Origin of the sequence: Puerhibacterium sp. TATVAM-FAB25 (assembly GCF_046535855.1) — a bacterium.
GTDB lineage: Bacteria > Actinomycetota > Actinomycetes > Actinomycetales > Cellulomonadaceae > Puerhibacterium > Puerhibacterium variabilis_A.
The window spans coordinates 273,359-289,706 of sequence record NZ_JAXUAK010000003.1 but is presented as its reverse complement, the minus strand read 5'-3'; the positions used below and the strand labels follow the sequence as shown (position 1 = coordinate 289,706).

The following is a 16,348-nucleotide window of genomic DNA, read 5'->3' as shown; positions in this document are numbered from 1 at the left end:
ACGCATGACGACGACGGACGCCCCCGCGGGGGCCACCGAGGCACGCGTGCTCGACGGCAAGGCCACCGCGGCCGCCATCAAGGCCGAGCTGAAGGAGCGGGTCGCCGTGCTGCGCGAGCGCGGCATCACGCCGGGCCTCGGCACGCTGCTCGTGGGCGAGGACCCCGGCTCGCAGTGGTACGTGGCCGGCAAGCACCGCGACTGCGCGGAGGTCGGCATCGCCTCCCTCCGCGAGGACCTGCCGGCCGACGCCACGCAGCAGGACATCGAGGCGGCCGTGCGCCGGCTCAACGAGGACCCGGCGTGCACCGGGTTCATCGTGCAGCTGCCGCTGCCGAAGGGCATCGACACCAACCGCGTGCTCGAGCTGGTCGACCCGGCCAAGGACGCGGACGGCCTGCACCCGACCAACCTCGGGCGCCTCGTGCTGCGGGTGGGCGAGGAGATCGACTCCCCGCTGCCCTGCACGCCGCGCGGCATCATCGAGCTGGTCGAGCGGCACGGGGTCTCGCTGGCCGGCAAGGAGGTCGTGGTGCTGGGCCGCGGCGTCACCGTCGGCCGCCCGATCGGGCTGCTGCTGACCCGCAAGGCCGTCAACGCCACCGTGACGCTCACGCACACCGGCACCCGCGACCTGGCGGCGCTGGTGCGCCGCGCCGACGTCGTGGTCGCCGCCGCCGGCGTCAAGGGCATCGTCACGGCCGACATGGTCAAGCCGGGCGCCGTGCTGGTCGACGTCGGCGTCTCGCGCGAGACCGACCCGGAGACGGGGAAGTCGCGCGTGGTGGGTGACGTCGACCCGGCCGCGCGCGAGGTCGCCGGCTGGTACTCGCCGAACCCCGGTGGCGTCGGCCCGATGACCCGGGCGATGCTGCTGGCCAACGTCGTGGAGACCGCGGAGCGGCTCGCCGGCTGACCGGCTCACGGCTGACCGGCTCACGGCTGACCGGCTCACGGCTGACCGGCTTGCTGTGCTCCCGCGTGCGGCGCCCCGGGACTCGTCGACGGCTCGATGAGTCCCGGGGCGCCGCGTCGTCTCTGCCTGCGAAGGGGTCCGGCCACGGACCCGGACCGAAGGAGGACGACCATGGTCAGCGTGCGACCCCACCTGTGGTTCGACAGCCAGGCGCTCGAGGCGGCGCAGTTCTACGCCGAGCACATCCCCGGCTCGTCGGTCGACACCGTGCGCGAGGCGCCCGAGGGCGTGCCCGACGCCAAGCCCGGCGCGCCGTTCGTCGTGGAGCTCACCGTCTGCGGGATCCCGGCGATCTTCCTCAACGCGGGCCCGTCGCTGAAGCTCGACGAGGCGTTCAGCTTCTACCTGCGCGTCGACGGGCAGGAGGAGGTGGACCACTACTGGGACCTGCTCACCGCCGACGGCGGCAAGCCGGGCCAGTGCGGCTGGTGCACCGACCGGTTCGGGGTCTCCTGGCAGGTGGTGCCCGTGCAGCTCGAGGAGACGCTCGGCGACTACACCTCCGAGGGCTCGATGCGGGCTCTGCAGGCGATGCTCTCGATGGGCAAGATCGACGTCGCGGCGCTCGAGTCGGCGTACGCGGGCCCGGCCTGACCCGCTCTCCGTCGTGGGTGTCGGGAGGCTCTGAGAGAATCGACGGGTGCCTCAGCTCGTCGTCGCCACCGCCAACGTCAACGGCATCCGTGCCGCCTTCCGCCGGGGGATGGGCGACTGGCTCGCCGCCCGCACGCCCGACGTGCTGCTGCTGCAGGAGGTCCGGGCGCCCGACGCGCTGCTGAACGAGTACCTCGAGGGCTGGCACGTCGCCCACCAGTCGTCGGACCTCAAGGGCCGCGCCGGCGTCGCCGTCGCCTCGCGCCTGCCGCTGCACGCCGTGCGCGTGGGCCTCGGCGCCCACGCCGTCGACGGCGGCCCCGAGCCCGCCGTCGACACCGGCCGGTGGGTCGAGGCCGACGTCGAGCTGCCCGGCGGCGGCCTGCTCACCGCGGCGTCCGCCTACCTGCACTCCGCCTCCGCCGCCCCCGGCCAGGAGCACACGCTGGTGGCCAAGTACGCCCACCTCGAGAAGGTCACCGCGCGCCTGGCCGAGCTCGCCGCCGGCGAGACGCCGGCCGTCGTGGCCGGCGACCTCAACATCGCCCACCGCAACGTGGACATCGCGAACTGGAAGGGCAACCTCAAGAGCGCGGGCTTCCTGCCCGAGGAGCGCGCCTACCTGGACCGCTGGTTCGACGAGCTCGGCTGGACCGACCTGGGCCGCGCCCACGGCGGCGAGGGCCCCGGCCCGTACACGTGGTGGACGTGGCGCGGGCGCGCCTTCGAGAACGACAAGGGCTGGCGCATCGACTACCAGCTCGCCAACCCGGCGCTCGCGCCGGCGGCCGTCAAGGTCGAGGTCGACCGCGCCCCCACGTACGAGGGGCGCTGGAGCGACCACGCGCCCGTCGTGGCGACCTACGAGCTGTAGCGGCACGCTCCCGGGGCTCCCCGGCGACGGGATGCTCCGGTAGGGTGCTACGGAAAGCGCTTGCTGCCACGTCCCACCCAGGAGATCGACGATGCCCTCCGCCCTCACCGACCCGACCCGTCACGACCGGCTGCGGTACGCCGTCGTCGGCGCCGGCCACCGCGCCGGCATGTACGTCGAGGCGCTCGCCGGCGACCACGCCGCCGACGGCGAGATCGTCGCGTGGGTCGAGCCCAACCCCGTCCGGGCCGCCGTGCACGAGGCCCGCGTGGCCGCGGCGGTCGGCGGCAGCCGGCCCGTCTACCACCCCGACGACCTCGAGAAGGCGGTCGACGAGCAGCGCGTGGACCGGGTGATCGTCACCTCGGTGGACAGCACGCACGCCGAGATGGTGTCTCGGGCCGTGCGCGCCGGGGCGGACGTCGTCGTCGAGAAGCCCATCGCGGCGACCGCCGCCCAGGCGCGGCAGATCGCCGACGCGGTCGCCGAGACCGGCCGCGACCTGACGATGACGTTCAACTACCGGTACGCGCCGCGCAACGCCGCCCTGCGCGAGGTCATCGCGGCCGGCGAGATCGGGCGGGTGCTGTCCGTGCACTTCGAGTGGGCGCTGGACACCGTGCACGGCGCCGACTACTTCCGCCGCTGGCACCGCGAGAAGGTGAACAACGGCGGGCTGCTCGTGCACAAGTCCAGCCACCACTTCGACCTGGTCGGCTGGTGGATCGACGCCGTCCCCGAGCGCGTCTTCGCCAGCGGCGGGCGGCGGTTCTACGGCGACGACGCGGCGCACGCCCGCGGGTACGAGCCGACGGCGGGGGAGCGGGCCCTGGTCGAGCGGGGCGTGAACCCGTGGCGCCTCGACGTCGACGGCGACCCGTACCTGTCGGCGCTGTACGGGCCCGAGGCCCGCGCTGTCGACGGCTACGTGCGCGACCGCGACGTCTTCGACCCGGGCATCACCACCGAGGACACCCTGGGCCTGGTCGTCGAGTACGCCGGCGGGCCGGTGCTGACCTACTCGCTGGTGGCGTACGCGCCGTGGGAGGGCTACCGCGTGGTGGTCAACGGATCGCTGGGCCGGGCCGAGCTCGAGGTCGTCGAGAGCGGCTCCGTGGTGTTCGGTGCGGGCGGCAAGGCCGTGCTCGACCCGAGCTTCACCGAGGCGTCCGGCGCCGACGCCGTGCGGCCGAACGGCGCGCGGCTGGTGGTCCAGCGGCACTGGGAGCGCGCGCGGGAGCGGCCCGTCGTCGAGTCCGCGGGCGGCCACGGCGGCGGCGACGCCCTGCTGCTCAGCGACGTCTTCCGCGGCCGGACGGAGCCCGACCCGCTGCGCCGCGCGGCCGGGCTCGTCGACGGGCTGCGCGCGTCGGGGGTGGGCTACGCCGGCAACCGGTCGCTGGAGACGGGCGAGCCGGTCCGGCTGGCCGACCTGGGCCTCGGCGTCGAGCTCTGACGGTGCGCCGGCGGCGCCGTGACGGCGACGCCGGCGCACCGTGGCGCCCCGGGCCGGCGTAGCCGCCGGCCCGGGAACGCTCAGGCGTCGCGGCCCGCGGAAGCCGACGGCGGGGCCTGGAGGAAGGCCGGCGCGGTGAGCCCGGCGTCCGCGAACGCCGCATGGATCCCGGCGGCGACCGCCCCGACCTCGTCGGCCCGCACGAGCGCGATCGTCGAGCCGCCGAACCCGCCGCCGGTCATGCGCGCCCCGAGCGCGCCGGCCGCGAGGGAGGCGTCGACCGACAGGTCGGTCTCGCGGACCGTGACCTCGTAGTCGTCGCGCAGCGAGGCGTGCGACGCGACCATGAGCGGGCCCACCTCGTCGACCCGGCCGTCGCGCACCAGCGCGGCGAACTCGGCCGTGCGCGCCGTCTCGGTGACCACGTGGCGCACGCGCCGGCGCAGCAGGCCGTCCTCGTCGTGCGGGGCGAGCTCTTCGAGGGCCGCGTCGAGGCCCTCGGGGGTGATCGCGCGCAGGTTCGGCACGTCCAGCAGCCCGGCGGCCTCCTCGCACGACGCGCGCCGGGCGGCGTACTGGCCGTCGACGAGCTGGTGCGGGGCGCGGGTGTCGATGACGAGCAGCTCGAGGCCGGCGGCGGCGAGGTCGAACGGGATGGGGGTCGCGTTCTCCAGCGCCGTGAGCTCGGGGCGGCAGTCGAGCAGCAGCGCGTGGCCCGGGTGCGAGCGCAGGGCCGCGGCCTGGTCGAGGCCGCCCGTGGCGGCCCCGGCGATCTCGTTCTCCGCGCGGATGCAGGCGGCGACGAGCTCGACGCGGCCGGCGTCGTGGTCGGCGAGCCCGAGGCCGAGCAGGTCGTCCAGCGCGACGGCGAACGCGCACTCGAGCGCGGCGGAGCTGGACAGCGACGCGCCGAACGGCACGCACGAGTCCACCACGGCGTCGAACCCGCGCACGGCGTGCCCGGCCTGCTGCAGCGCCCAGGCGACGCCGGCCACGTAGGCGCCCCAGCCCTTGACCTCGCCCGGCACGACGTCGCGCAGGCGCAGCTCCCACGGCTCCTCGGTCTGGGCCGAGGCGACGCGCACGAGGTCGTCGTCGCGCAGGCGCAGCGCCACGTACGTGCGGTGGGGGAGCGCGGTGGGCAGGCACAACCCGGCGTTGTAGTCGGTGTGCTCGCCGATGAGGTTCACGCGCCCCGGCGCCGACCACGCCCCGTCGGGCTCCGCCGCGACGGCGATGCCGCCCTGGTCGTCGGCGAAGGTCCGGGAGAACAGCTCGCGCACGCGGCGCGCGCCCTCCTCGGCGGTCCAGGCGGGCAGCCACTGGGGCTCGGTCATGCGGGTCACCTCGTCGTGGGGTCGGGTGCGGCGTGCCTCCGGGTGCCCGTGACGGGTCCACGAAGGGTCGTGGAGGGGGCCGGCCGCGTGCGGTTCGGGTCCCAGTATCGCGGTGCGCGAGGGTGCGGCGCGAGCCCGTGCCGCGAGCGCGTCAGACCGGCTGCACGCCCAGCCGCAGCCCGGCCAGCCCGCGCCTGCGCGCCCCCAGCGACCGGGCCACGTCGCGCAGCACCACGGCGCCGGGGGAGTCCGGCGCGGCCAGGACGACGGGCGTGCCGTCGTCGCCCGCCTGCCGCAGCACCGGGTCGAGCGGCACCTGGCCCAGCAGCGGCACGTCCGTGCCGAGCGCGGCGCCCAGCGACGCGGCCACCCGCTCGCCGCCGCCGCTGCCGAACACCTCGAGCCGCGAGCCGTCCGGCTGCTCGAGCCACGACATGTTCTCCACCACGCCCACGACCCGCTGGTGCGTCTGCGTGGCGACGGACCCTGCGCGCTCGGCCACCTCCGCCGCGGCGGCCTGCGGCGTGGTGACGACGACGATCTCGCTGCTCGGCAGCAGCTGCGCCACCGAGATCGCGATGTCGCCCGTGCCGGGCGGCAGGTCGAGCAGCAGCACGTCGAGGTCGCCCCAGAACACGTCGGCGAGGAACTGCTCGAGCGCGCGGTGCAGCATCGGCCCGCGCCACACGACGGGCTGCCCGGCCGGTACGAACATGCCGATCGAGACCACCTTGACGCCGTGGGCGATCGGGGGCAGCAGCATGGAGTCGACGCGCGTGGGCTGGCGGTCCACGCCGAGCATGCGGGGGATGGAGAAGCCGTAGATGTCGGCGTCCACGACCCCGACGTTCAGCCCGTCGGCCGCCAGCGCGACCGCGAGGTTCGCCGTCACCGACGACTTGCCGACGCCGCCCTTGCCCGACGCGATCGCGTACACCTTGGTCAGCGATCCGGGCTGGGCGAACGGGATGACCGGGTCGCCCGTGCCGCCGCGCAGCCGGGCGCGCAGCTCCTGGCGCTGCTCCGGCGTCATGACGCCGAGCTCGACGGTGGCGCCGGCCACGCCGTCGAGCGCCTCCACCGCCGCGGTGACGTCCCGCACGAGCGTGCCGCGCATCGGGCAGGCGGCCACGGTGAGGTCCACGCCCACGGTCACGCGCGCACCGCCGGCGGATCCCGCGGCGTCGGCGTCGCCCTCGACCTCGGCACCGACCTCGCCCTCGACGTCGATCGAGCGCACCATCCCCAGGTCCGTGATGGGGCGGCGGATCTCCGGGTCGACGACGGTGGCGAGGGCCGCGCGCACGCGGTCGGCGAGGGGAGCGGGCATGCTCCGATCCTACGGCGGCGCCACCGGCTCCCGGCGGGCCGGCGGCACCGCCGTCAGGACGCCTCGGCCTCGCGGTCCTGGCTCTCCTGCTGGCGCTGCTCCTCGAGCTCCTCGAGCAGGTTGCGGATCTCGGAGCGGACGAAGTCGCGCGTCGCCACCTCGCTCAGCGCCAGCCGCAGGGCGGCCATCTCGCGGGCGAGGTACTCGGTGTCGGCGAGGTTGCGCTCGGCGCGCTGGCGGTCCTGCTCGGCGAGCACGCGGTCGCGGTCGTCCTGCCGGTTCTGCGCGAGCAGGATCAGCGGCGCCGCGTACGACGCCTGCAGCGACAGCATGAGCGTCAGCGCCGTGAACCCCAGCGCGGCCTGGTCGAACTGCAGGTGCTTCGGCGCCAGCGTGTTCCAGGCGATCCACAGCGCGCAGAACGCCGTGAGGTAGATGAGGAACCGCGGCGTGCCCAGGAACCGGGCGATCCCCTCGGTGGCCTTGCCGACCGCGTCCTGGTCCACCTGGAAGCGGGGGATGAGCGTGCGGCGGTTCTCCTTCGGGGTGTCGAGCCTGTCCGCCACGGTCACCTCCCTGCCTTCTGGTCGGTCCTCTGACCCGCCTTCTGGTCGGCTCGCCGGCCGGCTTGCTGGCCTGCCTGCTGGTCGGCCCTGCGGCCGGCGCCCTGCGCCGGCCCGCGGTCCGGCGTCCGGCCCCGGTCCTCGACCCGCTCCTCCGCCAGCCCCTCGTCGTCCGACTCGCGCCAGTCGTCGGGCAGCATGTGGTCGAGCACGTCGTCCACCGACACCGCCCCGAGCAGGCGCTTCTCGTCGTCGAGCACCGGCAGCGCCAGCAGGTCGTACGCCGCCAGCAGGCGCGTGATGCGGCCCAGCGGCGCGTCGGCCGTCAGCCACTCGGTGTCCGTGTCGAGCACGGAGCCGACGGCGGCGTGCGCCGGCTCGCGCAGCAGCCGCTGGAAGTGCGCGACCCCGAGGAACCGGCCCGTCGGCGTCTCCAGCGGCGGGCGCACCACGAACACCACCGAGGCCAGGGCGGGCGGCAGGTCCTGCTTGCGGATCTGCGCGAGCGCCGTGGCGATCGTCGTCTCGGGGCCCAGGATCACCGGCTCCGTCGTCATGAGGCCGCCGGCCGTGTCCTCGGCGTACGCCAGCAGGCGGCGCACGTCGCGCGCCTCCTCCGGCTCCATGAGCTCGAGCAGCTCGGCCGCCTGGGCGTCCGGCAGCTCGTGCAGCAGGTCCGCGGCGTCGTCGGGCTGCATCGCCTCGAGCACGTCGGCGGCGCGCCCGGTGTCGAGGCCGGAGAGGATGGCCACCTGGTCGTCCTCGGGCAGCTCCTCGAGCACGTCGGCCAGGCGCTCGTTGTCGAGGGCCGTGGCCACCTCCAGCCGACGGGAGCCGCCCAGCTCGTGCAGCACGTCGGCGAGGTCGGCGGCGCGCAGGTCCTCGTACGCCTCCAGCAGGCGGGCGGCGCCCTGCGTCTGCTCCGCCGTCGCGAGCCCGGTCACCGCGTCCACCGGCACCACCAGCGTCGCCCCGCGCCGGCGCAGGCCCAGCGTGCTCTTGCCGGCCGGCTTGCGGCGCACGAACAGCTGGTCGACCAGCCAGTCGCCCGACCGCTGCCGCGCGATGGCGAGGTCCTCCACGATCGCGTCGCCGGAGCCGTCCTTGAAGGTGACCGTGCGGTCCAGCAGCTCGCCGAGCACGAGCGACTCCATGGCGCGCTGCTCGAACCGGCGCATGTTGAGCAGGCCGGTGGAGATGACCTGGCCGCTGTCGATGGTGGTCACGCGCGTCATCGGCAGGAACACCCGCCGCCGGCCCGGCACCTCCACCACGAGGCCGACCACGCGCGGGGCGCCCTTGGCGCGCACCAGCACGACGACGTCGCGCACCCGCCCGACGAGATCGCCGATGGGGTCGAAGACCTGCGTCCCGGCCAGGCGGGCGACGAAGACTCGGGTACCGGCGCTCACACGGTCACACTACGCGGCGACGCGGCCCCGGACCTGGCGTGTCACCACCGTCGGGCCTGGTCCTGCCCCCGCCGGTTCCGTCGCAGGCTCCGTCGCAGGTCCCGCGCGTCGCCGGTGGTGCCCCCCGGACGTTGTCGGGATACTGGCGCCATGAGCTTCAGCCGACCCCAGCCCGCGCCGCGCGTGCCCACCCCGCCCAAGGGTGACGAGGTGGCCGCCTACGACACCTACCTCGAGGCCCAGCAGGCGGTCGACTTCCTGGCCGACAACAAGTTCCCGGTCGAGCACGTCACCATCGTCGGCACCGACCTCAAGATGGTGGAGCGGGTCACCGGGCGGCTCACCTACGGGCGCGTGGCGCTCGCGGGGGCGATGTCCGGCGCCTGGTTCGGTCTGTTCGTCGGCCTGCTGCTGTCGCTCTTCTCGCAGGGCGCCAGCGCCGTCATCTTCGTCGGCATCGCGCTCGGTGCGGGCTTCGGCCTGCTGTTCTCGGTGCTGTCGTACGCGTTCACCGGCGGGCGCCGCGACTTCACGTCGTCGTCGCAGATCGTCGCCTCGGCCTACGCGATCCTCTGCGCGACCGAGGCGGCCGGCGACGCGAGGGCGCTGCTCGTGCGCTCGCCCAGCGGGCTGGGCCGGGCGCGCTCGGGCGTCCGGGTCGGGGCGCCGGCGGCCGCCGGCGCGACGGTCGCCGGCGCGCAGGCCCCGGGGACGCCGGCCGCGCCCGCGCCGCGGGCTCCGGACCCGCGCTGGACGACGCCGACCGGCGAGCCGCGGTACGGCGCGATGCTGCCGACGACGCAGCCCGGCCAGCCCGGGCAGGGCCCGCAGCAGGGCCAGCAGCAGGGCCCGCAGCAGGGCCAGCAGCAGGGCCAGCCCGCCACCCCCGCGCAGCCGGTCCCGCCGGCGCCGCCGGCCGCCGGCCCGGAGGGCCAGCAGCCGGGGCAGCAGCCGCAGGCGCCCGTCGACCCTTACGCCGTGCCGCCGCAGCAGCCGGCGTCGCCGCGCCCGCCGGTCGACGACGACCCGCGCCCCCGCGACTGAGGTCGCCCGGGCGCGAGGTGGCGCCACCGGCCCGCGCGGCGGCGCGGGGGTGCTCCGGCTCCGCCCCCTGACCAGGACGGCGGTTCGCCGCGGCCTCGGCACCCGCTGCCTCTCGCGACCTCGGCAGCTCGTCGCGACCTCGGCACCACGGGGTGCCGAGCTCGCGACAAGCTGCCGCACTCGTCTCGGGGGTCTTCCTGGGCGCGCTCGCCCGGCGCACCGCACCGTGCCCGGCTGCGTCCACAGGTGTCCGGGAAGCCGGGGCGAACCCCGTACGGCTCACCGCGGGCGACGCCCGGGACGTCGACGCCGCGGTGGCCCGGGCCGCGGCGCGCTTCCCGGCGAGCGTGCGCAGGGCGATGCGGGTCGACCCGCTCCTGCCGCTGCCGTGACGGCGGGAGGGACAGCGCGAGCGAACATGCGTCGGCCGGACCAGGAGGCCGACCGACGGGCGCCAGGGCGCCGCGGGGCTCAGCCCAGCAGGCGCGCCATCCAGGCCTCGACGTCCTCGGGGCGGCGGGGCAGCGCCGCGGAGAGGTTCTCGTTGCCGTCGGCGGTGACCAGCACGTCGTCCTCGATGCGCACGCCGATGCCGCGGTACTCCTCGGGCACGGCCAGGTCGTCGGACTTGAAGTACAGGCCCGGCTCGATGGTGAACACCATGCCCGGCTCGATCACGGCGTCCTGGTACATCTCCCGGCGGGCCTGGGCGCAGTCGTGCACGTCGAGGCCCAGGTGGTGGGAGGTGCCGTGCACCATCCACCGGCGGTGCTGCTGGCCCTCCGGGGTGAGCGCCACCTCGGCCGTGACGCCGTCGGGCAGCAGGCCCCACTCCTCGAGGCGCGCCGCGATGACCTCCATCGCCGCGGCGTGCACGTCGCGGAAGCGGTTGCCCGGCACGGCGACGGCGAACGCCGCGTCGGCGGCGTCGAGCACCGCGCTGTAGATGCGGCGCTGGGTCTCGGTGAACGTCCCGGTCACCGGCAGCGTGCGCGTGACGTCGGCGGTGTACAGCGCGTCGACCTCGACGCCGGCGTCCACGAGCACCAGCTCGCCCTCGCGCACGACGCCGTCGTTGGTGATCCAGTGCAGCGTGGTGGCGTGCTCGCCGGCGGCGGCGATCGTCTCGTAGCCGACGGTGTTGCCCTCGAGGCGGGCGTGGCCGTCGAAGGTGGTCTCGATGACGCGCTCGCCGCGGCGGTGCGCGACGGCGCGGGGCAGGTTCCGCACGACCGCCTCGAAGCCCTCGATCGTGCGGGCCACGGCCTCGCGCATGTGCTCGACCTCGAGCTCGTCCTTGACGAGCCGCAGCTCGCTGGCGGCCTCCACGAGCTTGGCGTCCGACAGCTCCGGCGCGGCCGCGGCCTCGCCGGTGGCGGCGCGCACGTCGGCGGCCTCGGCGTCGACCGTGTCGACGCCGGCCTCGGCGCGGATCGCCTCGACCAGCGTCTCGACGCCCTCGTCGGCGCCGAGCACCACGAGCAGGGTCACGCCGGCGCCCACGTCCTTGGCCAGGCCGTCGCGCAGCTCGTCGACGTGCCGCGCCTCGATGCCGGTGAGCGTGGTGACGTCCTCGAGCGTCGGGCGGGCACCGACCCAGAACTCGCCGTAGCGCGAGTCGGCGTAGAACTCCTCGGTGTCGCGCGCCGCGAGCGGGCGCACGTAGAGGACGGCGTGGTGGTCGCCGCGCGTGCCGTCGGCGCCCGGGTCGCCGGTGCCCGGCTCGACCGGGTGCAGCACGAGCACGGCGTCCGGCTCCTGGTCGGTGCCCAGGCCGGTGAGGTGGGCGAACGCCGAGTGCGGGCGGAACCGGTAGTCGGTGTCGTTCGAGCGGGTCTTGAGCGTGCCGGCGGGGACCACCAGGCGGGCGCCGGGGAACTGCGCCGCGAGCCGGGCGCGGCGGGCCGCGGTGAACGGGACCGCGCGGGAGGGCTCGATGCCGAGGTCGGCGCGGGGCGCCCAGCCGGAGGTGATGAACTCGACGAACGCCTTCGAGCTCGGCCGGTGGGAGCGGTTGTCGCCCCGCTGCTCGAGGGCGTCGGCCTCGCCGGCGGGCTGGTCCGCGGGGGGCAGCTCCGACGTGGGCAGCTCGGACGTGGGCAGCTCCGACGTGGGCAGCTCGGACGTAGGCGTGGTCTCGGCGTCGCTCATGGCGTCCAGTCTCCCACCGCGGGGCAAGCGCCCGGCAGGCATGCCTCTGCCGTGCCGCGCCGGCAGGGGTCAGGGCTGCTCGAACGTGCGCAGCGCCCGGTCCAGCACCCGGTTGAACGCCTCGGGCGCGTCGGTGTTGACGTCGTGCCCGGCCCCCGGGACGACGACGAGGGCCCCGCGGTAGGCGGCCTGCAGGTGGCGCTGCTCCTCGAGGCGCAGCCGGTCGCGCGACCCGTTGACCAGCCACACGGGCACGCGCGTGGCGCGCAGGTTCGCCACGGACGAGCGGCCCGCCAGGTGCGACAGGGAGTCGGTGACCACCTGCCAGCCGGGGCGGAAGGGCCCGGCGTCGTCCGCCCCGCCGATCAGCGCCTGCACGTCCGCGCCGCCCGGCCGGGAGCGCCCGCCCAGCACCGCCGAGCGCCACCACGTCGCCGCGGCCGACGACCGCCGTCGGGCCGCCTGCGACCCCGTGACGGCGGCGTCCGCGAGCGTGCGGTACAGCGCGACCGGCTTGCCCTTGGGGTCGGACGAGCAGCCGACGGCGACGATCCCTGCGAGGTCGGCGGTCTGGCCCCGCGCGGAGCGGCGGGCCGTCCACGCCAGCGTCGTGTACCCGCCCAGGCTCAGGCCGACGACCGCCACCCGCCGGTCGGTCCCGAACGACGCGACCGCCTCGTCGAGCACGTCGTACGCCCGGCGCATGCTGAACCGCTCGTCGCGCAGGGCCCCGTGCGCGGGCAGGTCCACCGCGAGGGCGTCGTGGCCGCGGGCGCGCACGTGGTCGAGCTGGGCGTCCCAGATGTGCGACGAGGTGCGCATGCCGTGCACGAAGACGACGGCGGGCGTCCCGCCCCGCCGGGATGCCGGGACGTCGCCCGGCGAGGTGAGCCGCAGGTCGTTCATCCTGTGATCGTCGCGCGGCCACCGGGGGCACGCGACGGGGCCCTGGGTCGGATGCGGTGAAGCCTCTGTGCCCGCAGGTCGGGCGCCCTTCACTCCCTACACTGTCCGGGTGATCGACCTGCACACCCACTCGTCGGCGTCCGACGGAACCGATGCGCCGGCGCGGGTGGTGGCCGACGCCGCCGCGGCGGGCCTCGCCGTCGTCGCGCTCACCGACCACGACACCACGGCCGGCTGGACGGAGGCCGCCGAGGCGGCGCAGCGGCACGGGGTGGCGCTCGTGCGGGGCACCGAGATCTCCACGCGCGCCGACGGCGTCAGCGTGCACCTGCTCAGCTACCTGCAGGACCCCACGCACCCCGACCTCGTGGCCGAGATGGACGTGACCCGCTCGTCGCGCCTGACGCGGGCGCGGCGCATGGTCGACCTGCTCGCCGAGGACTTCCCGGTCACCTGGGAGGACGTGCTCGCGCACACCGGGCCCGACGCCACGATCGGCCGGCCGCACATCGCCGACGCGCTCGTGACCGCGGGCGTCGTCGCCTCGCGCGACGAGGCGTTCGCGACGGTGCTGCAGGCCGGCACCCGCTACTACGTGCCGCACCACGCGCCCGACGCCGTGGCCACCGTCCGCGCCGTCCGGGCCGCCGGGGGCGTGCCCGTCTTCGCGCACCCGGGCGCCGTCGCCCGCGGCCGGGTCGTGCCCGAGCGCACGATCGAGGAGATGGCCGCCGCGGGCCTGGCCGGGCTGGAGGTCGACCACCGCGACCACGACGCCGCCACGCGCGACCGGCTGCGCGACCTCGCCCGGGCCCTCGGGCTGCTGGTCACGGGGTCGAGCGACTACCACGGTGCGGGCAAGCCCAACCGGCTGGGCGAGAATACGACGTCCCCCGAATCCCTGGCCGTCATCGAGGAGCAAGGACTGTTGGACGTGATCCGCCCGTGAGCAGCCTGATCGACATCGCGCTGTTCACCGAGGTCTTCGTGACCCTGTTCGTCATCATGGACCCCCCGGGCACGATCCCGGTCTTCCTCGCCCTCACCTCCCGGATGGACGCCCGGCAGCGCGCCCGCGCCGCGCGCCAGGCGATCCTCGTGGCGTTCGGCGTGATCGTCGTCTTCGCGATCTTCGGCCAGCAGCTGCTGCACTACATGGGCATCTCGCTGCCCGCGCTGCAGGCCTCCGGCGGCCTGCTGCTGCTCCTGGTCGCGCTCGAGCTGCTCACCGGCAAGGCCGAGGAGCCGGAGCCCGCCAAGGGCGGCTCGGTGAACGTCGCGCTCGTGCCGCTCGGCACGCCGCTGCTCGCGGGGCCCGGCGTCATCGTCGCCACCATGGTGTTCGTCCAGCAGCGGGTCGCCTCCGGCGAGTCGATCGTCGCGCACTGGGTGGCGATCGCCCTGGCGATCGTGCTGGTGCACGTGTGCACCTGGCTGGCGATGCGGTTCGCCGGCGTCATCCAGCGCGTGCTGCGCGAGTCCGGCGTCACGCTCGTGACCCGCATCGCCGGCCTGCTGCTCGCGGCGATCGCCGTGCAGATGATCGCCACGGCCGTCACCGAGTTCGTCCGGACGGCCTGACCCGGCCTGACCCGACCCGGCCCGGCCGGCGCCGCTCAGCGCACCGGCTCGAGCGTGACGGTCACCGTGCCGCCGTCGGGGACGCCCTCCGCGACGCGCACCGCCCGCTTCACCGGCAGCACGTAGCCGCGCTGCTCGTCGCTCGGGAACACCGACGTCGACCAGGTGGTGGCACCGACGGTGGCGGTCACCTTGATCGAGCCGAAGCCGCGGGGCGGCAGCGGCAGCTCCGCGAGCTCGTCGGACTGCTCGGGCGGCACGGTGACGAACCACCACGAGTCGCTCCGCGAGCTCCAGCGCCACAGCGGCGCGGTGAAGGTCAGGCGCACGCCATCACGCTAGCGCGTGGCGCCGACGACGGCGCCGACGACGAGCCGGGCGAGAGCGCCTCGCGGGACGACGACGCCCCGCTCCTGGTCGGGAGCGGGGCGTCGTCGGTGGTGCCGGCGGGCCGGCCGCGGGTCAGTCGGCCTGCGGGGCGGCCTGCTGCTCGCCGCCGGTGCGGCGCCGCGTGCGGCGGCGACGGCGCGGGGCGCCGTCGGACTTGCCCTCCGCCGTCGCGCCGTCGGCGGCCTCGGCCGCCGGGGCCGCGGCCGGCGCGCCGTCCTGGGGGCGCTCGCGGCGCTCGCCGTCGCGGCGACCGCCCCGGCCGCCGCGCGAGCGGCCGCCCTCGCGCCCCTCGCCGGAGCGCTCGCGGCCACCGCGGCCGCCGTCACGCCCGCCACGACCGCCGTCGCGCTCGCCGCGCGGCGTGTGGCGCTTGCCGGTCTCGCCGAGGTCCTCGAGCTCCTCGCCCTCCAGGCCCTCGAGCACCCGCTTCTCCTGCGGCAGGCGGCCCTTGGTGCCCTCGGGGATGTGCAGGTCGGCGAACAGGTGCGGCGACGTCGAGTAGGTCTCGACCGGCTCGGGCATGCCGAGACCGAGCGCCTTGTCGATGAGCGACCAGCGCGGCACGTCGTCCCAGTCGACGAACGTCACGGCGGTGCCCGTGTTGCCGGCGCGACCGGTGCGGCCCACGCGGTGCAGGTAGGTGCGCTCGTCCTCGGGGCACTGGTAGTTCACGACGTGCGTGACGTCCTCGACGTCGATGCCGCGCGCGGCGACGTCGGTGGCGACGAGCACGTCGATCTTGCCGTGCCGGAACGCGCGCAGGGCCTGCTCGCGGGCGCCCTGACCGAGGTCGCCGTGGATGGCGCCGGCGGCGAAGCCGCGCTCGCGCAGCTCGTCGGACACCTTGGCCGCGGTGCGCTTGGTCCGGGCGAACACGATGGTCCGGCCGCGGCCCTCGGCCTGCAGCAGGCGGGCGAGCACCTCGATCTTGTCCAGGGCGTGCGCCCGGTAGACGAACTGCGTGATGTTCTTGACGGTCTGGCCCTCGTCGTCCGGCTCGGCGGCGCGGATGTGCGTGGGCTGCGTCATGTAGCGGCGCGCCATGGACACGACCGGGCCGGGCATCGTCGCGGAGAACAGCATGGTGTGGCGCTTGGCCGGCGTGCGGGACAGGATCCGCTCGACGTCGGGCAGGAAGCCCAGGTCCAGCATCTCGTCCGCCTCGTCGAGCACCACGGTGGCGGCGCGCGTGAGGTTGAGGTGGCCCTGGTTGAGCAGGTCGACCATGCGACCCGGGGTGCCGACGACGACCTCGACGCCCTGCTGGAGCGCCTCGATCTGCGGCTCGTAGGCGCGGCCGCCGTAGATCTGCACGATGCGCACCGAGCGCTTCTTCGACGCCGTCGCCAGGTCGTTGGCGACCTGGACGGCGAGCTCGCGGGTCGGCGCGACGACGATCGCCTGCGGCTTGCCCGGCGCGGGCAGCTCGTCGAAGCCCGGCTCGCCGGGGGCGACGACGCGGTGCAGCAGCGGGACGCCGAAGCCGAGCGTCTTGCCGGTGCCCGTCTTGGCCTGGCCGATGATGTCGTGGCCCTGCAGCGCGACCGGCAGCGTCATCGCCTGGATCGGGAACGGGTGGGTGATGCCCACCGCGGCGAGCGCCTCGACGATCTCGGGGCGGACGCCGAAGTCGGCGAACGAGACGTCCTGCGCCTGGATGGCGCTCACGGTGGTCGCGGTCTGCTCCGCGGCGAAGTCTTCTGTGGTGGTCACTGTGCCCTCGGTCGGTTGTCG

At 75.6% G+C, this 16,348-nt stretch carries 15 protein-coding genes; 7 read left to right on the top strand and 8 right to left on the bottom strand.

Annotated elements, in window-relative coordinates; genetic code table 11:
* Positions 1-4 precede the first annotated feature (4 nt).
* From U5M74_RS05340 to U5M74_RS05325, 4 genes are all read left to right on the top strand, one after another.
* Positions 5-916 (top strand): bifunctional methylenetetrahydrofolate dehydrogenase/methenyltetrahydrofolate cyclohydrolase, encoded by a 912-nt coding sequence (locus U5M74_RS05340; protein WP_410906824.1) that lies wholly within the window; start codon positions 5-7, stop codon positions 914-916.
* A 171-nt stretch (positions 917-1,087) separates the two neighbouring features.
* A complete protein-coding gene (locus tag U5M74_RS05335) occupies positions 1,088-1,570 on the top strand; it encodes a VOC family protein (RefSeq protein ID WP_410906822.1) in 483 nt (160 codons plus the stop codon).
* Positions 1,571-1,616: 46 nt separating this feature from the next.
* Positions 1,617-2,444 (top strand): exodeoxyribonuclease III, encoded by an 828-nt coding sequence (locus tag U5M74_RS05330; protein ID WP_410906820.1) that lies wholly within the window; start codon positions 1,617-1,619, stop codon positions 2,442-2,444.
* A 91-nt stretch (positions 2,445-2,535) separates the two neighbouring features.
* Positions 2,536-3,900: a Gfo/Idh/MocA family protein gene (locus U5M74_RS05325; protein ID WP_410906818.1), complete on the top strand. Its 1,365-nt coding sequence runs from the start codon at positions 2,536-2,538 to the stop codon at positions 3,898-3,900.
* Between the two features lie 80 nt (positions 3,901-3,980).
* Here the strand turns inward: U5M74_RS05325 and galK are convergent, their stop codons facing one another.
* From galK to U5M74_RS05305, 4 genes are all read right to left on the bottom strand, one after another.
* Positions 3,981-5,237 carry a galactokinase gene (gene galK / locus U5M74_RS05320; protein ID WP_410906816.1) on the bottom strand — a complete coding sequence of 419 codons (1,257 nt, stop codon included), beginning with the start codon at positions 5,235-5,237 and terminating at the stop codon, positions 3,981-3,983.
* Between the two features lie 151 nt (positions 5,238-5,388).
* Complete coding sequence (locus U5M74_RS05315; RefSeq protein WP_410906814.1) at positions 5,389-6,567, bottom strand: Mrp/NBP35 family ATP-binding protein; 1,179 nt, start codon at positions 6,565-6,567, stop codon at positions 5,389-5,391.
* Positions 6,568-6,620: 53 nt separating this feature from the next.
* Complete coding sequence (locus tag U5M74_RS05310; RefSeq protein ID WP_410906812.1) at positions 6,621-7,133, bottom strand: DUF1003 domain-containing protein; 513 nt, start codon at positions 7,131-7,133, stop codon at positions 6,621-6,623.
* Between the two features lie 2 nt (positions 7,134-7,135).
* Positions 7,136-8,542: a magnesium transporter MgtE N-terminal domain-containing protein gene (locus U5M74_RS05305; protein WP_410906810.1), complete on the bottom strand. Its 1,407-nt coding sequence runs from the start codon at positions 8,540-8,542 to the stop codon at positions 7,136-7,138.
* Positions 8,543-8,692: 150 nt separating this feature from the next.
* Between U5M74_RS05305 and U5M74_RS05300 the strand changes: the two genes are divergently transcribed.
* The gene (locus tag U5M74_RS05300; protein ID WP_410906808.1) at positions 8,693-9,586 is read left to right on the top strand and encodes a general stress protein; all 894 of its coding nucleotides are present in this window, start codon (positions 8,693-8,695) and stop codon (positions 9,584-9,586) included.
* 471 nt (positions 9,587-10,057) lie between these two features.
* Here U5M74_RS05300 and U5M74_RS05295 read toward each other — a convergent pair whose 3' ends face one another.
* Complete coding sequence (locus U5M74_RS05295) at positions 10,058-11,737, bottom strand: aminopeptidase P family protein (RefSeq protein ID WP_410906806.1); 1,680 nt, start codon at positions 11,735-11,737, stop codon at positions 10,058-10,060.
* 69 nt (positions 11,738-11,806) lie between these two features.
* Positions 11,807-12,643, bottom strand: coding sequence for an alpha/beta fold hydrolase (locus U5M74_RS05290; RefSeq protein ID WP_410906805.1), 837 nt, complete (start codon positions 12,641-12,643; stop codon positions 11,807-11,809).
* A 109-nt stretch (positions 12,644-12,752) separates the two neighbouring features.
* On the opposite strand from U5M74_RS05290, the gene U5M74_RS05285 reads away from it, so the two are divergent.
* Positions 12,753-13,592, top strand: coding sequence for a PHP domain-containing protein (locus U5M74_RS05285; RefSeq protein ID WP_410906803.1), 840 nt, complete (start codon positions 12,753-12,755; stop codon positions 13,590-13,592).
* Positions 13,589-14,224, top strand: coding sequence for a MarC family protein (locus tag U5M74_RS05280; RefSeq protein ID WP_069982294.1), 636 nt, complete (start codon positions 13,589-13,591; stop codon positions 14,222-14,224). Before U5M74_RS05285 ends, U5M74_RS05280 begins: the two co-directional genes overlap by 4 nt.
* Before the next feature lie 35 nt (positions 14,225-14,259).
* On the opposite strand, the gene U5M74_RS05275 is transcribed toward U5M74_RS05280, so the two are convergent.
* Positions 14,260-14,553, bottom strand: a complete 294-nt coding sequence (locus U5M74_RS05275; RefSeq protein WP_410906801.1) for a DUF1905 domain-containing protein — start codon at positions 14,551-14,553, stop codon at positions 14,260-14,262.
* 133 nt (positions 14,554-14,686) lie between these two features.
* Entirely contained in the window at positions 14,687-16,327 is a 1,641-nt protein-coding gene (locus U5M74_RS05270; protein ID WP_410906799.1) for a DEAD/DEAH box helicase, read from the bottom strand.
* Positions 16,328-16,348: the final 21 nt, after the last annotated feature.